This is a genomic window from Bradyrhizobium sp. SRS-191, assembly GCF_024586915.1.
In the GTDB taxonomy this organism is placed as follows: domain Bacteria; phylum Pseudomonadota; class Alphaproteobacteria; order Rhizobiales; family Xanthobacteraceae; genus Bradyrhizobium.
The window spans coordinates 137487-153931 of sequence record NZ_JANBVS010000017.1; the positions used below are offsets into that span (position 1 = coordinate 137487).

The following is a 16445-nucleotide window of genomic DNA, read 5'->3' on the forward strand; positions in this document are numbered from 1 at the left end:
TCATGACGTGTCGTTTGAAAGCTGGAAACGAGCTCAGTCGATGCCCGCCCCCCGTGCTGCCCATCTTGCGCGACCTTGCCGTCTGGCAGGCGCGCTGCTCCTGATCGCCTCTTACGCGACGCCCTCGGCGGCGTCGGCCGAGGATGTGAAGCTTACGCCGGCGCAGGCGCAGAACCTCGGCATCCGCGTCACGCATCCGATATCGAGCCGGAGCGACAAGACGTTGCCCTACCCCGCGCAGATCGTGATACCGACCCCGCAATTGTGGGTCGTCAGCGCTCCGGTCGCCGGCATGGTCACCAACCTGGCGGTCGCGCGCGGCGATCGCGTCAGTGTCGGACAGCCGCTGCTGACGCTCGAGAGCCCGAGCTTCGTATCGCTGCAGCGCGAATATCTGCATGCTCTCGCGCAGGAGGTTCTCGCCGTCCAGCAGTTGAAGCGCAACGCCGACCTGTTCGAGGGCAAGGCAGTCCCGCAGCGTGTGCTGGAGTCCAGCCAGACTGAAGCCCGCCAGGCGAGCATCGTGGTCGCCGAGCGACGGCAGATGCTCCACCTCAGCGGCTTGTCGGATGATGCCATCGCGCGCCTGACCAATGAGGCCGCCATCAGCGCGACGCTGACCGTCAACGCGCCGCAGGTCGCGTCCGTCGTCGACATCGTGGTCTCGCCGGGCCAGCGGATGGAGCAGGCTGCACCGTTGGTGAAGCTCGCGCGCCTGTCGCCGCTCTGGGCCGAGATCGCCATACCTGCCACCAACATCGGCGCCATCAAGACCGGCGCACGCGTCGACATCGACGGCTACGCGACGCCGGGTCGCGTCATCCTGGTCTCCGAAACCACCGATGCCGCAACGCAGACCATCCTCGTCCGCGCCGAGATTCCGAACAACGGCGAACTGCACTCCGGCCAGACCGCCGCCGCGCGAATCGGCTTCATCTCCGCCGGCGAAAGCGCCTGGGAGATTCCCTACAGCGGCCTCGTCCGGCGCGGTGAGCAGACCTCGATCTTCGTGGCCACCGAAGGCGGCTTCCGCCAAGTTGCGGTGACACTGCTCGCCGAAGATCAGGATCACGTCGTCGTCGCCGGCCCGATCACCGATAAGGATGAGGTCGCCATCGGTGGCATCTCGGCCTTGCGCGGCATTCTCTCACGGCTCGGACAATGATGCTGCAGCGGCTGGTCGCCTTCGCGCTGTCGCAGCGGCTGTTCGTCATGCTGAGCGTGCTGCTGGTGCTCGGCGCGGCCGCCGTGTTCCTGCCGACCCTGCCCATCGATGCGTTTCCGGACGTCTCGCCCGTTCAGGTCAAGGTCATCATGAAGGCACCGGGCCTCACGCCCGAGGAGGTCGAGCAGCGCATCACCGTGCCGATCGAGCTCGAGCTGCTCGGCCTGCCCAACAAGAAGATCCTGCGCTCCACCACCAAATACGCGCTGGCCGACATCACCGTCGATTTCGAGGACGGCACCGACATCTATTGGGCGCGCAACCAGGTGTCCGAGCGGCTGTCGAACATCTCCCGCGACTTTCCCGAGGGCGTGAGCGGCGGCCTTGCGCCGATCACGTCTCCGCTCGGCGAGATGTTCATGTTCACGATCGAGAGCCCCGAGCTGTCGCTCGCCGAGCGGCGCAGCCTGCTCGACTGGGTGATCCGCCCGGCGCTGCGCACCGTGCCCGGTGTCGCCGACGTCAACGCGCTCGGCGGCTACGTCCGCGCCTTCGAGATCGTGCCGCGCAACGACGCGCTGGCGGCCCGCGGCATCTCCTCCGAGCTATTCCGCAAGGCGATCGAGGCCAACAGCCGCAATGACGGTGCCGGTCGCGTCAACCAGGGCGAGGATAGCGCGCTGGTGCGGATCGAGGGCAGCATTCGCGGCATCGACGACATCAAAGCCATCGTCATCGACACCCGCGACGGCGTTCCCATCCGGGTCAGCGACGTCGCGCGAGTCAAGATCGGCGCGCTCACGCGCTATGGCGCGGTGACCACCGACGGCAAGGGCGAGACGGTCGAGGGCCTCGTGCTCGGGCTGCGTGGCGCCAATGCCGGACAACTGGTGCGCGACGTGCGCGCGCGGCTGGAGGAGTTGAAGCCGTCGCTGCCCGCCAGCGTCAGCATCAACGTGTTCTATGACCGCAGCAGGCTGGTCAACCGCGCCGTCGGAACGGTGGTGCGGGCGCTCGGCGAGGCCACGGTGCTCGTCGTCGTGCTGCTGCTGCTGTTCCTCGGCAATTGGCGCGCCTCGCTGGTCATTGCGCTCAGCCTTCCCTTGGCGATCGTGATCGCACTGCTGGTCATGCGCGCGGTCGGCATGTCGGCCAACCTGATGAGTCTCGGCGGGCTGGCGATCGCCATCGGCATGCTGATCGATGCGCTCGTGGTCGTGGTCGAGAACATCGTCGGCAATCTCGGGAAGCACGATCCGGGGAGAACGACGCCCCTGATCCACATCGTCTACCGCTCGGTCTGCGAGGTGCTACAGCCGGTCGCCTCCGGCGTGCTGATCATCATCATCGTGTTCGTACCGCTGCTCACTTTGCAGGGCCTGGAGGGCAAGCTCTTCATCCCGGTGGCGCTCGCCATCATCTTCGCGCTGGCGGCCTCGCTGCTGCTCGCGCTGACGGTGATCCCGGTGGCAACCTCGTTCGCGCTCAAATCGGCTTCTCATGAAGATCCGCTGCTGATCCGCGCCGCCCAGCGTATCTATGGACCGGCGCTCGCATGGGCGCTCGACAATGAGCGCAAAGTCATCATCGCGGCCCTGCTCAGCCTCGTGGCGGCCGGCTTCGGCTACAGCCAGCTCGGCAAGACCTTCATGCCGACGATGGATGAAGGCGACGTCATCGTCAGCGTGGAAACTCTCCCGTCGGTCAATCTCGATGAATCCTTGGCTATCAACGCCCGGCTGCAGACGGCCTTGATGAAGGTCCCCGATATCGCAGGGATCATCGCGCGCACCGGCTCGGACGAGCTCGGTCTCGATCCGATGGGCCTCAATCAGACCGACACGTTCCTCGTGCTCAAGCCTGCCGACCAGCGCGAGAACGATAGCCGCGAAGCCTTGCTCCTGAAGCTCCGCGACGTGCTGGCGGACTTTCCCGGCATCTCGCTGAGCTTTACGCAACCGATCGACATGCGCGTGCAGGAGATGATCAGCGGCGTGCGCGGCGACGTCGCCGTGAAGATCTTCGGCCCCGATATCGCGAAGCTCAACGAGATCGCGGCCAAGCTGTCGGCGATCGTGTCGAGCGTCGATGGCGCGGAGGACGTCTACACCACGCTGAACGAAGGCGCGCAGTACTACACCGTGACCGTCAATCGCCTGGAAGCCGGCCGTCTCGGCCTTTCGGTGGATTCGATCGCCAACTCATTGCGCACCCAGATCGAGGGGCGAACCATCGGCACCGCGCTCGAAAGCGGACGACGGACGCCGATCCTGGTCCGCGGCAGCGAGACCACGCGCGAGGCGCCGACGCTGCTTTCGATGCTGCCGCTGACTTTGGCGGCCGGACAACACGTGGCGCTGTCGCAGGTCGCGCGAATTCAGCGGGTCGACGGCCCGGTCAAGATCGACCGCGAGGACGGCAACCGCATGAGCGTGGTGCGCAGCAATGTGCGTGGCCGCGACATGGTCGGCTTCGTTCAGGCCGCACAGCAGAAGGTGGCGGCCGAGCTGCCGCTCCCGGCCGGCTATCGGCTGACCTGGGGCGGGCAATTCGAGAACCAGCAACGGGCTGCGGCGCGGCTCTCCGTCGTGGTGCCCGTAGCGATCGGCCTGATCTTCGTGCTGCTGTTCACGACGTTCGGCTCGGTGCGTCAGGCCCTGCTGGTGCTGGTGAACATTCCCTTCGCGCTGATCGGCGGCGTGTTCGCGCTGGTCTCGACCGGAGAATACCTCTCCGTCCCCGCCTCCGTCGGCTTCATCGCCCTGCTCGGAATCGCCGTCCTGAACGGCGTGGTGCTTGTATCCTACTTCAACCAGCTCCGCGCGCACGGCGTGTCGGAGCAGCGCATCGTCGTCGAAGGCGCCAGGCGCCGGCTGCGTCCGGTGCTGATGACCGCCAGCATCACCGCGCTGGGCTTGATCCCGCTGCTGTTTGCCACCGGGCCGGGATCGGAGGTCCAGCGTCCGCTGGCGATCGTCGTGATCGGCGGCTTGTTGTCGTCGACCTTGCTGACCTTGATCCTGCTGCCGATCCTGTATCGCCGCTATGGCGCGGCGAAGAAGGAGGCGATGTGACGAGCCAAGCCTTGTGCCTGACGCTGATTGCGCCGCGCGAGCTGCGCGACGAGCTGTTCGACTTCATCAGTGAGCAGACGGATCTGGTTTCCGGATTCACGGCCTCCGATGCAGCCGGTCACGGCGCCCGCGTCCGGCTGCGCACGACGGCGGAGCGGGTCAAGGGCCATGCCGATGAGATCGTGGTGAGGATCGTGCTGCAGGAAACGGATAGCGAGCGGCTGCTGGAGCGGCTCAGGAGTGCGTTCGCGGGCACCAAGCTGGTCTATTGGGCGATGCCCGTGACGTCCTTCGGGGTCATCGACTGAACTTGTGCGATTCAGCCGATTGTCTCGCCTGGTCGATTCAAGGCCTGAAGATCCGCCTCGAATCGACCTGTTGCAGAGAGGAGTGCCGCAAGGCGGCGGGCATCAATGCTCGCTCTCGAGTCCGCCGACGTGCTTCTGGGTATAGAGTTCGAGTCCGATACGGCCGATCAGGTCGAGCTGCGTCTCGAGGAAGTCGATGTGATGCTCCTCGTCCTTCATCAGCTGCTCGAACAGATCGCGCGACACGTAGTCCTTCACGCCGTGGCAATAAGTGGCAGCTTCCTGATAGAGCGTCCGCGCGCCGATCTCCGCCGCGAGATCGCACTCGATGATCTCCCTAACGTTCTGGCCGATGCGCAACGGATCCAGCACCTGCATGTTCGGGAAGCCGTCGAGGAACAGGATCCGATCGGTGAACTTGTCGGCGTGCTCCATCTCCTCGATGGATTCCTTGCGCCAGACCTTGGCCATCTCCAGAAGGCCCCAGTTGTTGAGCAGGCGATAATGCAGCCAATACTGGTTGATGGCAGTCAGCTCGCTGCGCAATCCCTTGTTGAGATATTCGATGACCTTGGGGTCGCCCTGCATGGATAAGCTCCGAAAAAGTTAGAGGCCGCAGGCGCTCCATAACAGGTTCGAAGTTCGGAGACGACCCCCGTTCATGTGCATTTTTAGGGCGAACGGGACGAGATTGAGGGCAAACGCACGTCAGCAGGCAGCCAGCGCGAACCGGCTCTGAATGTCATCCTCGGCCACCTGCGCGGGTGCGCGGCCATGCGCATGGGCGTGCTGGCAACCCGACTGGCAGGCCCGCGCGCAAGGTCCCAGCGCCTCGTCGATGATGGTCTTGATCGTGCGCGCGCAACGGCCGCACTCCGCACTGCAACCAAGGCAGCCATAGACCTGCTTGGGGCTCCGCGGCAGTTCGTCCGCAGATGTCACCACCTTGCGGATGTCGTGATCGCTGATGACGTTGCAGGAACAAACAATCATGAGAAACCGGCCACTCGTCTTTGGTCAGCTATCGATAGTCATCCGCACCTCCCCGCGCAAAGGGAAACCGGCGCTTTTGAAGCTATTCCAATCTCGTAGTTGACCTAGAACGGATCTAAGAATGCGACCTTGTCGCAGATCAAACTGACAGCAAACAGGGGCCTCAATCGCCCCCGCCTCCGTCGCCGCCACCCCCGTCGCTACCGCTATCCGATCCGCCGCCGTCGATGGGATTTCCCATGACGTCCGTCGCGGTATTGCTGAACCAGCCGGAAGAGGTTCCGGATTCCCATGGCCACGACCCGCCCGTATCAGCCCCCGTGGTATCCACGCCGCTCCGTCGCCGTTTCCAATCCACCACGACCAGCAGCGCGTAGCAGGCGCCGGCGGCCAGGCAGACGGCAATCGCGATGATCAGGGCGCTGGGCATTCATGCTTCCGATCGTTGCGTTTTGTGCATTGCAGCATTGAACGCATCCTCCGGATGGGTCGTCCAATGGGGCGAGCCCGTTCATTGATCATTCAAGCGGGATGTGGGAACGTATGGCATGGCCCGATGCGCCATCTGCCGACCTGGAGTGAGAGAGGTTAAGGTCATGAAGAAGACTGTTGCGGTCCTGGCCGCCGTCGCGACTCTGTCGAGCGCCGCGCTGGCCCCTGCCCCGGCGGAAGCACGCAACGGTCGCGTTGCTGCAGGCGTCGCGGCTGGCTTGATCGGCGGCGCGCTCATTGGTGGCGCCATCGCCGCCGGCAGCAATCCCTATTACTACGGGCCCGGCTACTCCTATGGCCCCGGCTATTCCTACGGTCCGGGCTACTCGTATTACGGCGGCCCGGCTTACGTGTCCGACCCCGGCTATGCCTGCTACTGGCAGCGCCAGCGCTTCTGGGACGGCTATGGCTGGCGGATCCGCCGCGTGCGCGTGTGCGAGTGAGCGTTCACCTTCATTAATTCCATGACGTTGCACTGGAATTTCGAATGATCCTGGCTGGCATGGCCAGAAAAAACCGTTTTTCCGTCGCATCAGCTCAGAGAGAGTTTACGGAGGGTTGACGGATTATCGTGTTTTCTCACGATGCTGACCGCCCTTCGAGCGTGAATCACCAACCCGGCGCCTCCAGGGGCGCTCCTCCAGGAGATCTCGGAAGATGAAGAAGATCCTGACCGCCGTGCTCGCGGTTGCGACAATCGCCGGTTCGCTGAGCGTGACCGCACCGGCTGCGAAGGCTGGCGACGTCGGTGCCGGCGTGGCCGCAGGCCTGATCGGCGGCGCCCTGCTCGGTGGCGCGATCGCCTCCAGCCGTCCGGCCTATGGCGGGCCGGTCTATGTCGAAGCCCCCCCGCCGGGCCCGCCGCCGTGCGTGTGGCGCCGTGAGCGCTATTGGGACGGCTACGGCTGGGTGTCTCGCCCGGTTCGCGTCTGCTACTGATCAAGATCACGCATTCGATGCGGCACGAGCCCGGCCCCACGGCCGGGCTTTTTGCTGCCTGCATTCGGCTCCCGGACGCCGTCAGCGCGCGGCGTTGATCGCCTGCAGCACCGTTTCGCTTGGCCAGCAATCCACCTTGAGCCCGGCCTTCTTCTGGAACGTGCCGAGCGCCGCGCGGGTCTGCATCCCCGCCTTGCCGTCCAGCTTGTCTGCATAGAGTCCGAGGCGCGTGAGCCCCTTCTGCATCGCCTCGACGTCCTTGCTCCGCAACTGCTGGGACGCCGACCACGGCGTAGCGAAGCCGGCTGGGCTGGTCATGCGGTCGGCGAGATGGCCGACGAACAACACGTAGAGGTCGGAGAAATTGTATTCCTTGATGACGAAGTAGTTCGCCGTCGTCAGGAAGGCCGGGCCGTAGATGCCCTCGGGCTGCAGCAGGGACGCCGGCTGCTGCTGCTCGGCGGCGCTCAGCCGTTGGCCACGCACCGGCACGAAGCCCGCCCGCAGCCACTCCGCGATCGGCTTCTTCACCTCCGGCACGCCCATCGTGCAATCGACATTGGCCGGCGGCTTGACCTCGTAGGCCCAGCGCACGCCGCTCTGCCAGCCCTTGTTGGCGAGTTGCTTGGCCGCCGAGCCCAGCGCATCCGGCACCGAGTGCCAGAGATCGACCTTGCCGTCGCCATCGAGATCGACGCCATGCTTGTAGTACTCGGACGGCAGGAACTGGGTGAGGCCCACCGCCCCGCCCCACGACGCCCTGAGATCGCGGCGCGACACCACGCCGTCGCTGAGCATCTTCAGCGCCATGATGAACTCGGTGCGGTACTGGTCCTTGCGCCGGCCGACATAGGCCTGGGTCGCCAGCACGCGCAGCGCATCATAGGGCAGCGCGTAGCGGCCGAAATCGGTCTCGCGGCCCCAGATGGCAAGGACGATCGGACCGGGCACGCCGAAGCGGCGCTCGATCTCGGCCAGCGCCGGACGATATTGCTGGATCAGCTTCTGGCCGTGCGTCGCCAGCCTGGCGATCGAGGCTTCCTTGATGTAGTCGGCCGGCACCTGTACGAACTCGGCCTGCGCCGGAGCGCCGGTCGCGGGGCGGCCCGGCAGCAACAGGTCCGGGAGCTTGGTGTCGGGTTCGAGGCCGCGCGTCTCGGCGTCGAACGTCGCGCGCGAGACGCCCTGCTCCTTGGCTTCGGGCCAGAGCGAGGCAATGAATTGAGCGAAGGCGGCGTCGGCGGCAAGAGCGTGACTGCCACCGAGCGAACAAAGCGCAACACCGACGATGACGGAGGTGCGCAAGCGGAACAGCAGCTGTCGGACCATCCGGCAGGGCTATCACAGCCCACAGGTCTTGTGAACGTCGCCAGTCCACTGGAACTCAGCGCCTCAATGTCCCGCCGCCTGCTTCGCGTCCTCGATCGCGGCATTCGACAGCTTGTCTACGACGGCGATGCCGATCGCGGAGAGGATGAACACCGTGTGGATGATGGTCTGCCACATCACGCCGGTCTCGGTGTAGGTCGACTTGCCCGACGACAACGCGCCGGCTTCGATGAACGTCCGAAGCAGATGGATCGAGGAGATGCCGATGATGGCCATCGCGAGCTTGATCTTCAGCACGCTGGCATTGACGTGGCTGAGCCACTCCGGCTCGTCGGGATGGCCCTGCAGGTTGAGCCGCGACACGAACGTCTCGTAGCCGCCGACGATCACCATCACGAGCAGGTTCGAGATCATGACGACGTCGATCAAGCCGAGGACGGCCAGCATGATCTGCTGCTCGGAGAAGTCGAAGGCATGCGCGAACAGGTGCCAGAGCTCCTTCAGGAACAGCACGACGTAGACGCCCTGCGCGATGATCAGCCCGACATAGAGCGGCAGCTGCAGCCAGCGCGAGCCGAAGATCAGCATTGGGATGGGGCGCAGCGCACCGCCCTTGGAGGACAGGGTCGCGTCGGAGGAAGACATGATGAGGAATCTCGCGGCTGGGATGGATTGCGGAACGTCTATCTACGCAATCATGCCGCACATGGAAGCGACAACTGGCCGCAGGCTGGGCGCGACGCTTTGTCCCGGAGCAGAGACAGCGTCGCGCCGCGCGGTGGAGATCAGCGCGTCAGCTTCTTGTACTTGACCCGGTGCGGAATCACGCTGTCCTGGCCGAGCCGGCGCATCTTGTCCTTCTCGTAGTCCTGGAAGTTGCCCTCGAACCATTCGACATGGCTGTCGCCCTCGAAGGCCAGCATGTGGGTCGCGATGCGGTCCAGGAACCAGCGATCATGGCTGATGATGACGGCGCAGCCGGCGAAATCCTCCAGCGCCTCTTCGAGCGCGCGCAGCGTGTCAACGTCGAGATCGTTGGTCGGCTCGTCGAGCAGCAGGACGTTGGAGCCGGACTTCAGCATCTTGGCGAGATGCACGCGGTTGCGCTCACCGCCGGAGAGCGCGCCGACCTTCTTCTGCTGGTCCGCGCCCTTGAAGTTGAACGCCGAGCAGTAGCCGCGCGAGTTCACTTCCTTTTTGCCGAGCAGGATCAGCTCGTTGCCGCCGGAGATTTCCTCCCACACCGTCTTGTTGCCATCGAGCGCATCACGCGACTGGTCGACATAACCGAGATGCACGGTCTCGCCGACGGTGATCGTGCCGGCATCCGGCTTCTCCTGCCCCGTGATCATCCGGAACAGCGTCGTCTTGCCGGCGCCGTTCGGGCCGATCACGCCGACGATGCCGCCCGGCGGCAACTTGAAAGTGAGGTTGTCGATCAGCAGGCGGTCGCCGAAGCTCTTCGACAGGCCCTCGAAATCGACGACGTTGTTGCCGAGGCGCTCGGCCACCGGGATGATGATCTGCGCCGTCTGGGTCTGCTTCTCGCTGGCCTTCTTGAGCAGCTCCTCGTAGCGCTGGTAGCGCGCCTTGGACTTCGCCTGGCGCGCCTTGGGCGAAGCCGCGATCCACTCCTGCTCGCGCGCCAGCGTGCGCTGATGCGCGGCGTCCTCGCGGCCCTCCTGCTCCAGCCGCTTCTGCTTCTGCTGCAGCCAGGACGAGTAGTTCCCCTCGTAGGGGATGCCGCGGCCGCGATCGAGCTCCAGGATCCAGCTGGTGACGTTGTCGAGGAAGTAGCGGTCGTGGGTGACGATCAGGATCGCGCCGGGATAGTTGCGCAGATGGCCTTCCAGCCAGGACACCGATTCGGCGTCGAGATGGTTGGTCGGCTCGTCGAGCAGCAGCAGCTCGGGCTGGTCGAGCAGCAGCCGGCACAGCGCGACGCGGCGGCGTTCACCGCCCGAGAGCTTGCTCACATCGGAGTCGTCGGGCGGACAGCGCAGCGCGTCCATCGCCTGGTCGACCTTGCTGTCGAGATCCCACAGGCCCTGCGCCTCGATCTCGTCCTGCAGCTTGGTCATCTCGTCGGCGGTTTCCTCGGAGTAGTTCATCGCCAGCTCGTTGTAGCGATCCAGGATCGCCTTCTGCTTGGCGACACCGAGCATGACGTTCTCACGCACCGTGAGCTTGGGATCGAGCTGCGGCTCCTGCTCGAGATAGCCGACGCGGGCGCCTTCGGCGACCCACGCCTCGCCGGTGTAGTCCTTGTCGATGCCTGCCATGATCTTGAGCAGGGTCGACTTACCCGAGCCGTTGACACCGAGCACGCCGATCTTGGCGTCGGGATAGAACGACAGGTGGATGTTATCGAGCACCTTGCGGGTCGGATAGGTCTTGGACAGACCCTGCATGAAGTAGACGAACTGGCGCGCCATCGCGTGTCCCTCGAAACCTGCCGGAATTTTAAGGAAAATGGTTGCCGCTGATGTAACCGCGCGGTCCCCAAAGGGCAACCGGCGAGGCGGTCTTTGGCCGGGACAATCACCGGGAGAATGATGGTCGGATCGTGCCCCCCGCCCGGCCCCAGACGAGTCCAGGATCACGCCACGGACGATTACGGGTCTTCACCATGTGTGCGGTCGATCACGACAATTGCAACCATCTTTTAATTAATTCGGCGGGACACTCAGTCTCGGCCCGCGAGAACCGCGCGCCCAAGCGGCGATAAGCCGAGACGACAACAGCGAGAGCCCGTCATGGCCACCTTCACGTCAGCCTCCCTGTCCGCCGCGGCGGCAGAACGCCCGCGCCGATCCGGCCTCCTCGATGACGCCAGGGGCTTCTGGCGCGAATTCGTCGCGCGTGCCTTCAACCCCTACCGGCCGGAATTGCATTACATGCGCGGCCCGGGCCCGGCTTGGCGCGCCAAATATGGCGATGGCGCCGCGTTCCGCATCAAGGCCGACCTCGACTGAGCGTCCGGCGCGCTCCCGCCTCCGAGGCGCGCCTTGCGCCTTCGCCGCTTTGCGCGCAAGCATGGCTCCATTCCTGACGGCGTTGATCGACGACGCCCTCTTCCGACGAATGGACTCTGCCGATGACGCGGCTGCGCTGTGCAATCCTCGACGACTATTACGATACGGCGCTGTCGCTGGCCGATTGGCCGCGACTGGCCGACAAGGTGGATGTAACCGCCTTCACCCATCCCTTCGCCACTGAAGACGCGACGGCCGCCGCCCTCGCCGACATCGACGTCGTCTGCGCCATGCGCGAGCGGACGCCGTTCCCGCGCACCTTGATCGAACGCCTGCCGAAGCTGAAACTCCTGATCACCTCGGGCATGCGCAATGCCGCGATCGACATGGAGGCCGCCAAGGCGCGCGGCATCGTCGTCTGTGGCACCCAATATGGCCGCGATCCCACGGCGCCTCTCACCATGGGCCTGATCCTGGAACTCACCCGCAAGATCGGCCAGGAGAATGCGCGCATGCATGCCGGTCTGCCTTGGCAGGCGCTCGGCGGCGTCGAGATCGAGGGCAAGACGCTCGGCATCATCGGCCTCGGCAAGCTCGGCACCAAGATCGCGGGTCTGGCCAAGGCCTTCGGCATGAATGTGATCGCCTGGAGCCCGAACCTGACGCCGGAGCGGTGCCAGGAGGCCGGAGTCGGCTATGCCGCCAAGGACGAGCTGTTTGCGACCGCGGACGTCATCACCATCCATGTCGTGCTCAGCGATCGCTCGCGCGGGCTGGTCGGCGCCGCCGACATCGCGCGGATGAAGCCGTCGGCCTATCTCGTCAACACCTCGCGCGCGCCGATCGTGGATGAGGCGGCACTGTTGCAGGCCCTGCGCGAGAAGCGCATCGCCGGAGCCGGCCTGGACGTCTTTCCGGTTGAGCCGCTGCCGGTCGCGCATCCTCTGCGCGGGCTCGACAATGTCGTGCTGACGCCGCATCTCGGCTACGTCACCGAGGAGAGCTTTCGCGCGCATTACGGCCAGATGGTCGAGTGCATCAGCGCCTGGCTCGGCGGCGCCGAGCCGCCGCGACGGATCGCCTGACAACGCCTCGAAAACAAAACACCCTCCGCAAGGAGGGTGTTCTGCGATCACATCGATCCAGGCCGCGTCAGCGGATGGTTACCGGCGGCGGCAGCGGCTGCATCGTGGCCGGCTGGGCGGGCGGCACGTTGGCCTGGGCCTGAACCGGGGCCGGCGCAGGAGTGCCGTTGGCCGCCGCAGCCATGTTCTTGGCCGATCCTGCCGGCGCGCCGCCGGGCATGACGACGACGCGGGTGCCGACCTTCACGCGCTCGAACAGGTCCGAGACGTCATCGTTCAGCATGCCGATGCAGCCGGACGAGACGAACTTGCCGATCGTCGAGGGCTGGTTGGTGCCGTGGATGCGGTACACGGTCGAACCGAGATACATCGCGCGCGCCCCCAGCGGATTGCCCGGGCCACCGGCCATGAAGCGGGGCAGATACGGCTGGCGCTCGATCATCTCGCTCGGCGGATACCAATCCGGCCACTCGGTCTTCTTGGTGATCTTCTGGACGCCGGTCCAGGTGAAGCCTTCGCGGCCGACGCGGACGCCGTAACGCATCGCGCGGCCGTTACCGAGCACCAGATAGAGATAGGTGTTCGGCGTATCGACGACGATCGTTCCCGGCGGCTCCTTGGTGACGAAGTCGACTTCCTGACGGCGCAGGTTGGCCGGCAGCGGCGCCGGCGCGGCATCCGGCTGCTCTTCCGGCGGCAGTGCGGCAACCGTCATCGGCCGGTCACCGGCCGGCGGCTGCACGGCTCCCGTAACGGCCGGAGCGCCAGCCACGGCGCCCGGCGGGCGCGGAGCGCCGGCGTCGCCACCCGGCGCGCCATTGCCATAGGCACCACCATAGGCCTGCTGACTGGAGGCCGGACGATCGCCATAGATCACCGCCGGCGGACCGGCCGGACGGCCATAGCGCGGATCATCCGGAGACATCACCGGACCATTCGAGGCCGCGCCATAGGTCGGCGCAGTCGCCGGACGTCCGTACCGTGGATCGTCGGGCGACATCACCGGGCCCGTCGGGGCGGCGCCATAGACCGGGCCATTCGCCGGACGGCGATAACGCGGATCATCCGGCGACAGCACCGGGCCGGGCGGCGGCAGAGCCGCCGAGTTGCCCGGGGTGTCCTCGTCGTCGAGCGCGTCGAAATCGGGACCCTGGCCCCGCGCGTCGGTCGGGTAAGGTGTCGGCGCAGGCGAATACGCACCGGGCGCCGTCTGATAGACTTGCTGTGCCTCAGCAAACGAAGCTGCCGCCGCGCTCGCTGCCGCGACCGCGCAAACCGTCAGGATTTGTCTGATCATCATTGCCCTTGCAGTATCCCCAAGCCGCCGATTGGGACCTTTGCCCCGCCAGATGGCCGAAGATAGCGGCGCATTCAAGACAATTCCGGCCAGCGCGGTCCCATTTCGGCAATTTGTGATCATGTCCCCGTCGTTGCACGGAAGTCTCACGCCGCTGAAAAAGTGCAATGCGGCCTTGGCAAGCCGCATCAACGCCGCGATTTGCCGAGCGGGCGGGAACACTTTCGGTATTCTGACTTCAGCCTGATTCGCGATGCTCGGCAGAAGCCGGCCCCGTCGCGAACGCGGCCATTCCCTGTGATCACCGCGTTCCCTACTGGCTCGAATGTCTCGGCAGTCCCGCTGCCGTGGCGGAGAGTTTCCGTCAATGCTTCCCGGCTTTCGTTTCCTCGTCGCCGCGATCGTCTGCTCCATTTCTCTCACCGTCTTCGGCATGGGCGCTGCTGCCCTGCTGCGCGCCGCCCATGAGCAGTTCGCCAGCAATTCGTCCTGGCGCTCGACGCAGGCGTCCGGCTTCACGACATTCCTGCCGCCGGCCGAGCCGGCGCCCGTTCTGGCCGTGCTGCGGGTCGAGCCGAGCCCGCCAGTGACGCCGCCGGCCGTCGCTGTCGAGACACCGGTGGCGACCGCGGCAACGCCGGTCGAACAGTCGAGCGCGCCGCAGACCGCGACATCGCTGCCTGAGAAGGTCGATGTCGCCGCTGTCACGGAAGCCGCCGCATTGCCGACACCCTCGCTGCCGGCAGAAACCGTCGACACCAGCAAAGCCTCCATTGCGCTGAGGCCGGCCGCCGCACTCGAGGTCGCCACCGAGAACGCCAAGCCGGATCCGGCGGTCGCGGAGGTCACTGTCGCCGCCGTCGAGAAGGCGACCGACAAACCGCGGATGGACATTGCGTCGGAGCCTGCGGCGCAATCGGCGCCCGCGGTCGCGAGCGATGCCGCGCCGGCGCCGATTCCATCGTCGCCGCGCGCTCCTCAAGTGCTGGCCAGCGCCGATCCGATGATGGCTGTGGTGACGCCGTCAGCCGCCATCCCCGCGCCGGCCGCGACCGTGCTCGATCCGATCGCCGCCAAGCTTGCGGCGCTCGCCGAGCAGCCGGTGCACCAGGAACGTCCCGCAGCGGCCGAGCATCGCGCCTCGGTGAAGATTGCGAGCGTCCAGCTGCGCCGGAGCATCTTGAAGAAGCGTCAGGCGCGCGAGAAGCAGCTTGCGACACGGCGCGCCAAACAGCGGCGCATCGCGCAGCGGGTCAGGGCGGCGCGGCAGGCGGCGGCCCAACAGCAGCAGCAACAGCAGGCGTTCCCCGATCCGTTCGGGCAGCCCTTCTCGCAGCCGCAAGCCATCAGCCAGCAGGCGGCCGCTCCGCGCACGCGATAGAGGCGTCGATCAGGCCGGCCCCGTCGCAACCGCCGGGCCGTTCTCGACACCCCATTCCGACCACGAGCCGTCATAGAGCGCGGTGTCACGGATGCCGAGGCGGTACAGCGCCAGCGTGAGCACCGCGGCCGAGACACCGGAGCCGCAGGAGGTGACGATCGGCTTGGCGAGATCGACGCCGGCCGCACCGAACGCCTTGCGCAGATCGTCGAGCGGCTTCATGACCCCGGTCGGGGCGTCGAACAGCTCCGAATAAGGCAGATTGCGGCTGCCGGGGATGTGACCGGAGCGCAGGCCGGCCCGGGGCTCGGCGACCTCGCCGGCGAAGCGCGGCGCCTGGCGGGCGTCGATCACCTGCTCGGCATGACCTGCGAGATTGGCCACCATCTGCTCGATCCTGCGCACGCGGGCGGAATCAAACGTGGCCTGATAGCTGCCGAGCGCCGGCGTCACCTGCCCGCCATCGACCGGCCGCCCCTCGGCGATCCACTTCTTCAACCCGCCGTCGAGCACGCGCACATCCTTGTGGCCGAACGACAGGAACATCCACCACGCCCGCGGCGCCGCGACCCAGCCGCCGGCATCATAGACCACCACCGTATCGCCATTGCTGACACCGAGCCGGCTCGCGTCACGGCCGAACTGCTCCGCGCCCGGATACATGTGCGGCAGAGGATTGGAATGATCGGAGACTTCGTCGACATCGAAGAACACGGCGCCGGGAATATGCGCCTTCAGATAGTCGTCCTTCGGCAAGGGCAGCACGCCGGGCATCTTGAAGGTCGCGTCGAGCACCTTGACCTTGGGGTCGCCGAGATGCGCCGCGAGCCAGTCGGTGGTGACGAGCGGGTCGTTGGGAGGGGTCATGGCTTGGCTCCAGCGTCACTTTCAAATCGTCATCGCCGGACGTGATCCGGCGATCCATCTTCTTGAAGCGATGGACACGCGGGTCAAGCCCGCGTGTGACGGGCAGGTTTCAATCCTTTTTCTTCGGCGCCCACGCCTCGACCGGACCGCCGGCCTCGCGCCACGCGGCAAAGCCACCGCCGATATGGGCGACGGGCTTCAGTCCCATGTCCTTCGCCGTCTTGGCCGCGAGCGCCGAGCGCAGGCCGCCGGCGCAGTGGAAGATGAACGTCTTGTCCTGCTGGAAGATCGGCTTGGCATAGGGGCTCTGCGGGTCGATCCAGAACTCCAGCATGCCGCGCGTGCATGAGAACGCCCCTGGGATCCTGCCTTCGCGCTCGATCTCGCGGGGATCGCGGATGTCGACGATCACGACATCGTCACGCTTGGCAGCCTCGACAGCCTCGGCTGCGGAGAGCGTCTCGATCTCGGCATTGGCCTCGTCGAGCAGCGCCTTGATGCCGCGGGTGATGGTCTGGGGCATTCTCGAACCTCCCTGCT

General features: G+C 65.9%; 17 protein-coding genes. 8 read left to right on the top strand and 9 right to left on the bottom strand.

Annotation, left to right across the window (positions count from 1 at the left end):
- Window positions 1-40: 40 nt before the first annotated feature.
- From NLR35_RS26310 to NLR35_RS26320, 3 genes are read left to right on the top strand one after another with little or no spacing between them, the layout of a single operon-like run.
- Window positions 41-1165, top strand: a complete 1125-nt coding sequence (locus NLR35_RS26310) for an efflux RND transporter periplasmic adaptor subunit (RefSeq protein ID WP_257169439.1) — start codon at window positions 41-43, stop codon at window positions 1163-1165.
- Complete coding sequence (locus NLR35_RS26315; protein ID WP_257169440.1) at window positions 1162-4239, top strand: efflux RND transporter permease subunit; 3078 nt, start codon at window positions 1162-1164, stop codon at window positions 4237-4239. The genes NLR35_RS26310 and NLR35_RS26315 overlap by 4 nt, the downstream gene beginning before the upstream one ends.
- Window positions 4236-4547 carry a DUF3240 family protein gene (locus NLR35_RS26320; RefSeq protein ID WP_257169441.1) on the top strand — a complete coding sequence of 104 codons (312 nt, stop codon included), beginning with the start codon at window positions 4236-4238 and terminating at the stop codon, window positions 4545-4547. Before NLR35_RS26315 ends, NLR35_RS26320 begins: the two co-directional genes overlap by 4 nt.
- A gap of 102 nt (window positions 4548-4649) precedes the next feature.
- On the opposite strand, the gene bfr is transcribed toward NLR35_RS26320, so the two are convergent.
- The 3 genes from bfr to NLR35_RS26335 form a co-directional block, all read right to left on the bottom strand.
- A complete protein-coding gene (gene bfr, locus NLR35_RS26325) occupies window positions 4650-5135 on the bottom strand; it encodes a bacterioferritin (RefSeq protein WP_257169442.1) in 486 nt (161 codons plus the stop codon).
- A gap of 120 nt (window positions 5136-5255) precedes the next feature.
- Window positions 5256-5540: a bacterioferritin-associated ferredoxin gene (locus tag NLR35_RS26330; RefSeq protein WP_257169443.1), complete on the bottom strand. Its 285-nt coding sequence runs from the start codon at window positions 5538-5540 to the stop codon at window positions 5256-5258.
- Between the two features lie 163 nt (window positions 5541-5703).
- Window positions 5704-5970 (bottom strand): hypothetical protein, encoded by a 267-nt coding sequence (locus tag NLR35_RS26335; protein ID WP_257169444.1) that lies wholly within the window; start codon window positions 5968-5970, stop codon window positions 5704-5706.
- A 166-nt stretch (window positions 5971-6136) separates the two neighbouring features.
- Here NLR35_RS26335 and NLR35_RS26340 point away from each other — a divergent pair, with 166 nt between their 5' ends.
- Both NLR35_RS26340 and NLR35_RS26345 read left to right on the top strand, forming a co-directional pair.
- The gene (locus NLR35_RS26340; RefSeq protein ID WP_257169445.1) at window positions 6137-6475 is read left to right on the top strand and encodes a hypothetical protein; all 339 of its coding nucleotides are present in this window, start codon (window positions 6137-6139) and stop codon (window positions 6473-6475) included.
- 214 nt (window positions 6476-6689) lie between these two features.
- Entirely contained in the window at window positions 6690-6971 is a 282-nt protein-coding gene (locus NLR35_RS26345) for a hypothetical protein (RefSeq protein WP_257169446.1), read from the top strand.
- A gap of 81 nt (window positions 6972-7052) precedes the next feature.
- Here the strand turns inward: NLR35_RS26345 and NLR35_RS26350 are convergent, their stop codons facing one another.
- The 3 genes from NLR35_RS26350 to ettA form a co-directional block, all read right to left on the bottom strand.
- On the bottom strand, window positions 7053-8300 hold the full coding sequence (locus NLR35_RS26350) for a lytic murein transglycosylase (RefSeq protein ID WP_257169447.1): 1248 nt from the start codon (window positions 8298-8300) through the stop codon (window positions 7053-7055).
- Window positions 8301-8363: 63 nt separating this feature from the next.
- Window positions 8364-8945 carry a TIGR00645 family protein gene (locus NLR35_RS26355; RefSeq protein WP_257169448.1) on the bottom strand — a complete coding sequence of 194 codons (582 nt, stop codon included), beginning with the start codon at window positions 8943-8945 and terminating at the stop codon, window positions 8364-8366.
- A 140-nt stretch (window positions 8946-9085) separates the two neighbouring features.
- The gene (ettA, locus tag NLR35_RS26360) at window positions 9086-10735 is read right to left on the bottom strand and encodes an energy-dependent translational throttle protein EttA (protein WP_257169449.1); all 1650 of its coding nucleotides are present in this window, start codon (window positions 10733-10735) and stop codon (window positions 9086-9088) included.
- Between the two features lie 321 nt (window positions 10736-11056).
- Here ettA and NLR35_RS26365 point away from each other — a divergent pair, with 321 nt between their 5' ends.
- Both NLR35_RS26365 and NLR35_RS26370 read left to right on the top strand, forming a co-directional pair.
- Window positions 11057-11275, top strand: coding sequence for a hypothetical protein (locus tag NLR35_RS26365; protein WP_257169450.1), 219 nt, complete (start codon window positions 11057-11059; stop codon window positions 11273-11275).
- A 122-nt stretch (window positions 11276-11397) separates the two neighbouring features.
- Window positions 11398-12360: a D-2-hydroxyacid dehydrogenase family protein gene (locus NLR35_RS26370; protein WP_257169451.1), complete on the top strand. Its 963-nt coding sequence runs from the start codon at window positions 11398-11400 to the stop codon at window positions 12358-12360.
- A 67-nt stretch (window positions 12361-12427) separates the two neighbouring features.
- Here NLR35_RS26370 and NLR35_RS26375 read toward each other — a convergent pair whose 3' ends face one another.
- Window positions 12428-13660, bottom strand: coding sequence for a L,D-transpeptidase family protein (locus tag NLR35_RS26375; RefSeq protein ID WP_257169452.1), 1233 nt, complete (start codon window positions 13658-13660; stop codon window positions 12428-12430).
- 364 nt (window positions 13661-14024) lie between these two features.
- On the opposite strand from NLR35_RS26375, the gene NLR35_RS26380 reads away from it, so the two are divergent.
- A complete protein-coding gene (locus NLR35_RS26380; protein WP_257169453.1) occupies window positions 14025-15038 on the top strand; it encodes a hypothetical protein in 1014 nt (337 codons plus the stop codon).
- Window positions 15039-15047: 9 nt separating this feature from the next.
- Here the strand turns inward: NLR35_RS26380 and sseA are convergent, their stop codons facing one another.
- Together sseA and NLR35_RS26390 are read right to left on the bottom strand one after the other, a co-directional pair.
- Entirely contained in the window at window positions 15048-15905 is an 858-nt protein-coding gene (sseA, locus tag NLR35_RS26385) for a 3-mercaptopyruvate sulfurtransferase (RefSeq protein WP_257169454.1), read from the bottom strand.
- Between the two features lie 109 nt (window positions 15906-16014).
- On the bottom strand, window positions 16015-16428 hold the full coding sequence (locus NLR35_RS26390; protein ID WP_257169455.1) for a rhodanese-like domain-containing protein: 414 nt from the start codon (window positions 16426-16428) through the stop codon (window positions 16015-16017).
- Window positions 16429-16445: the final 17 nt, after the last annotated feature.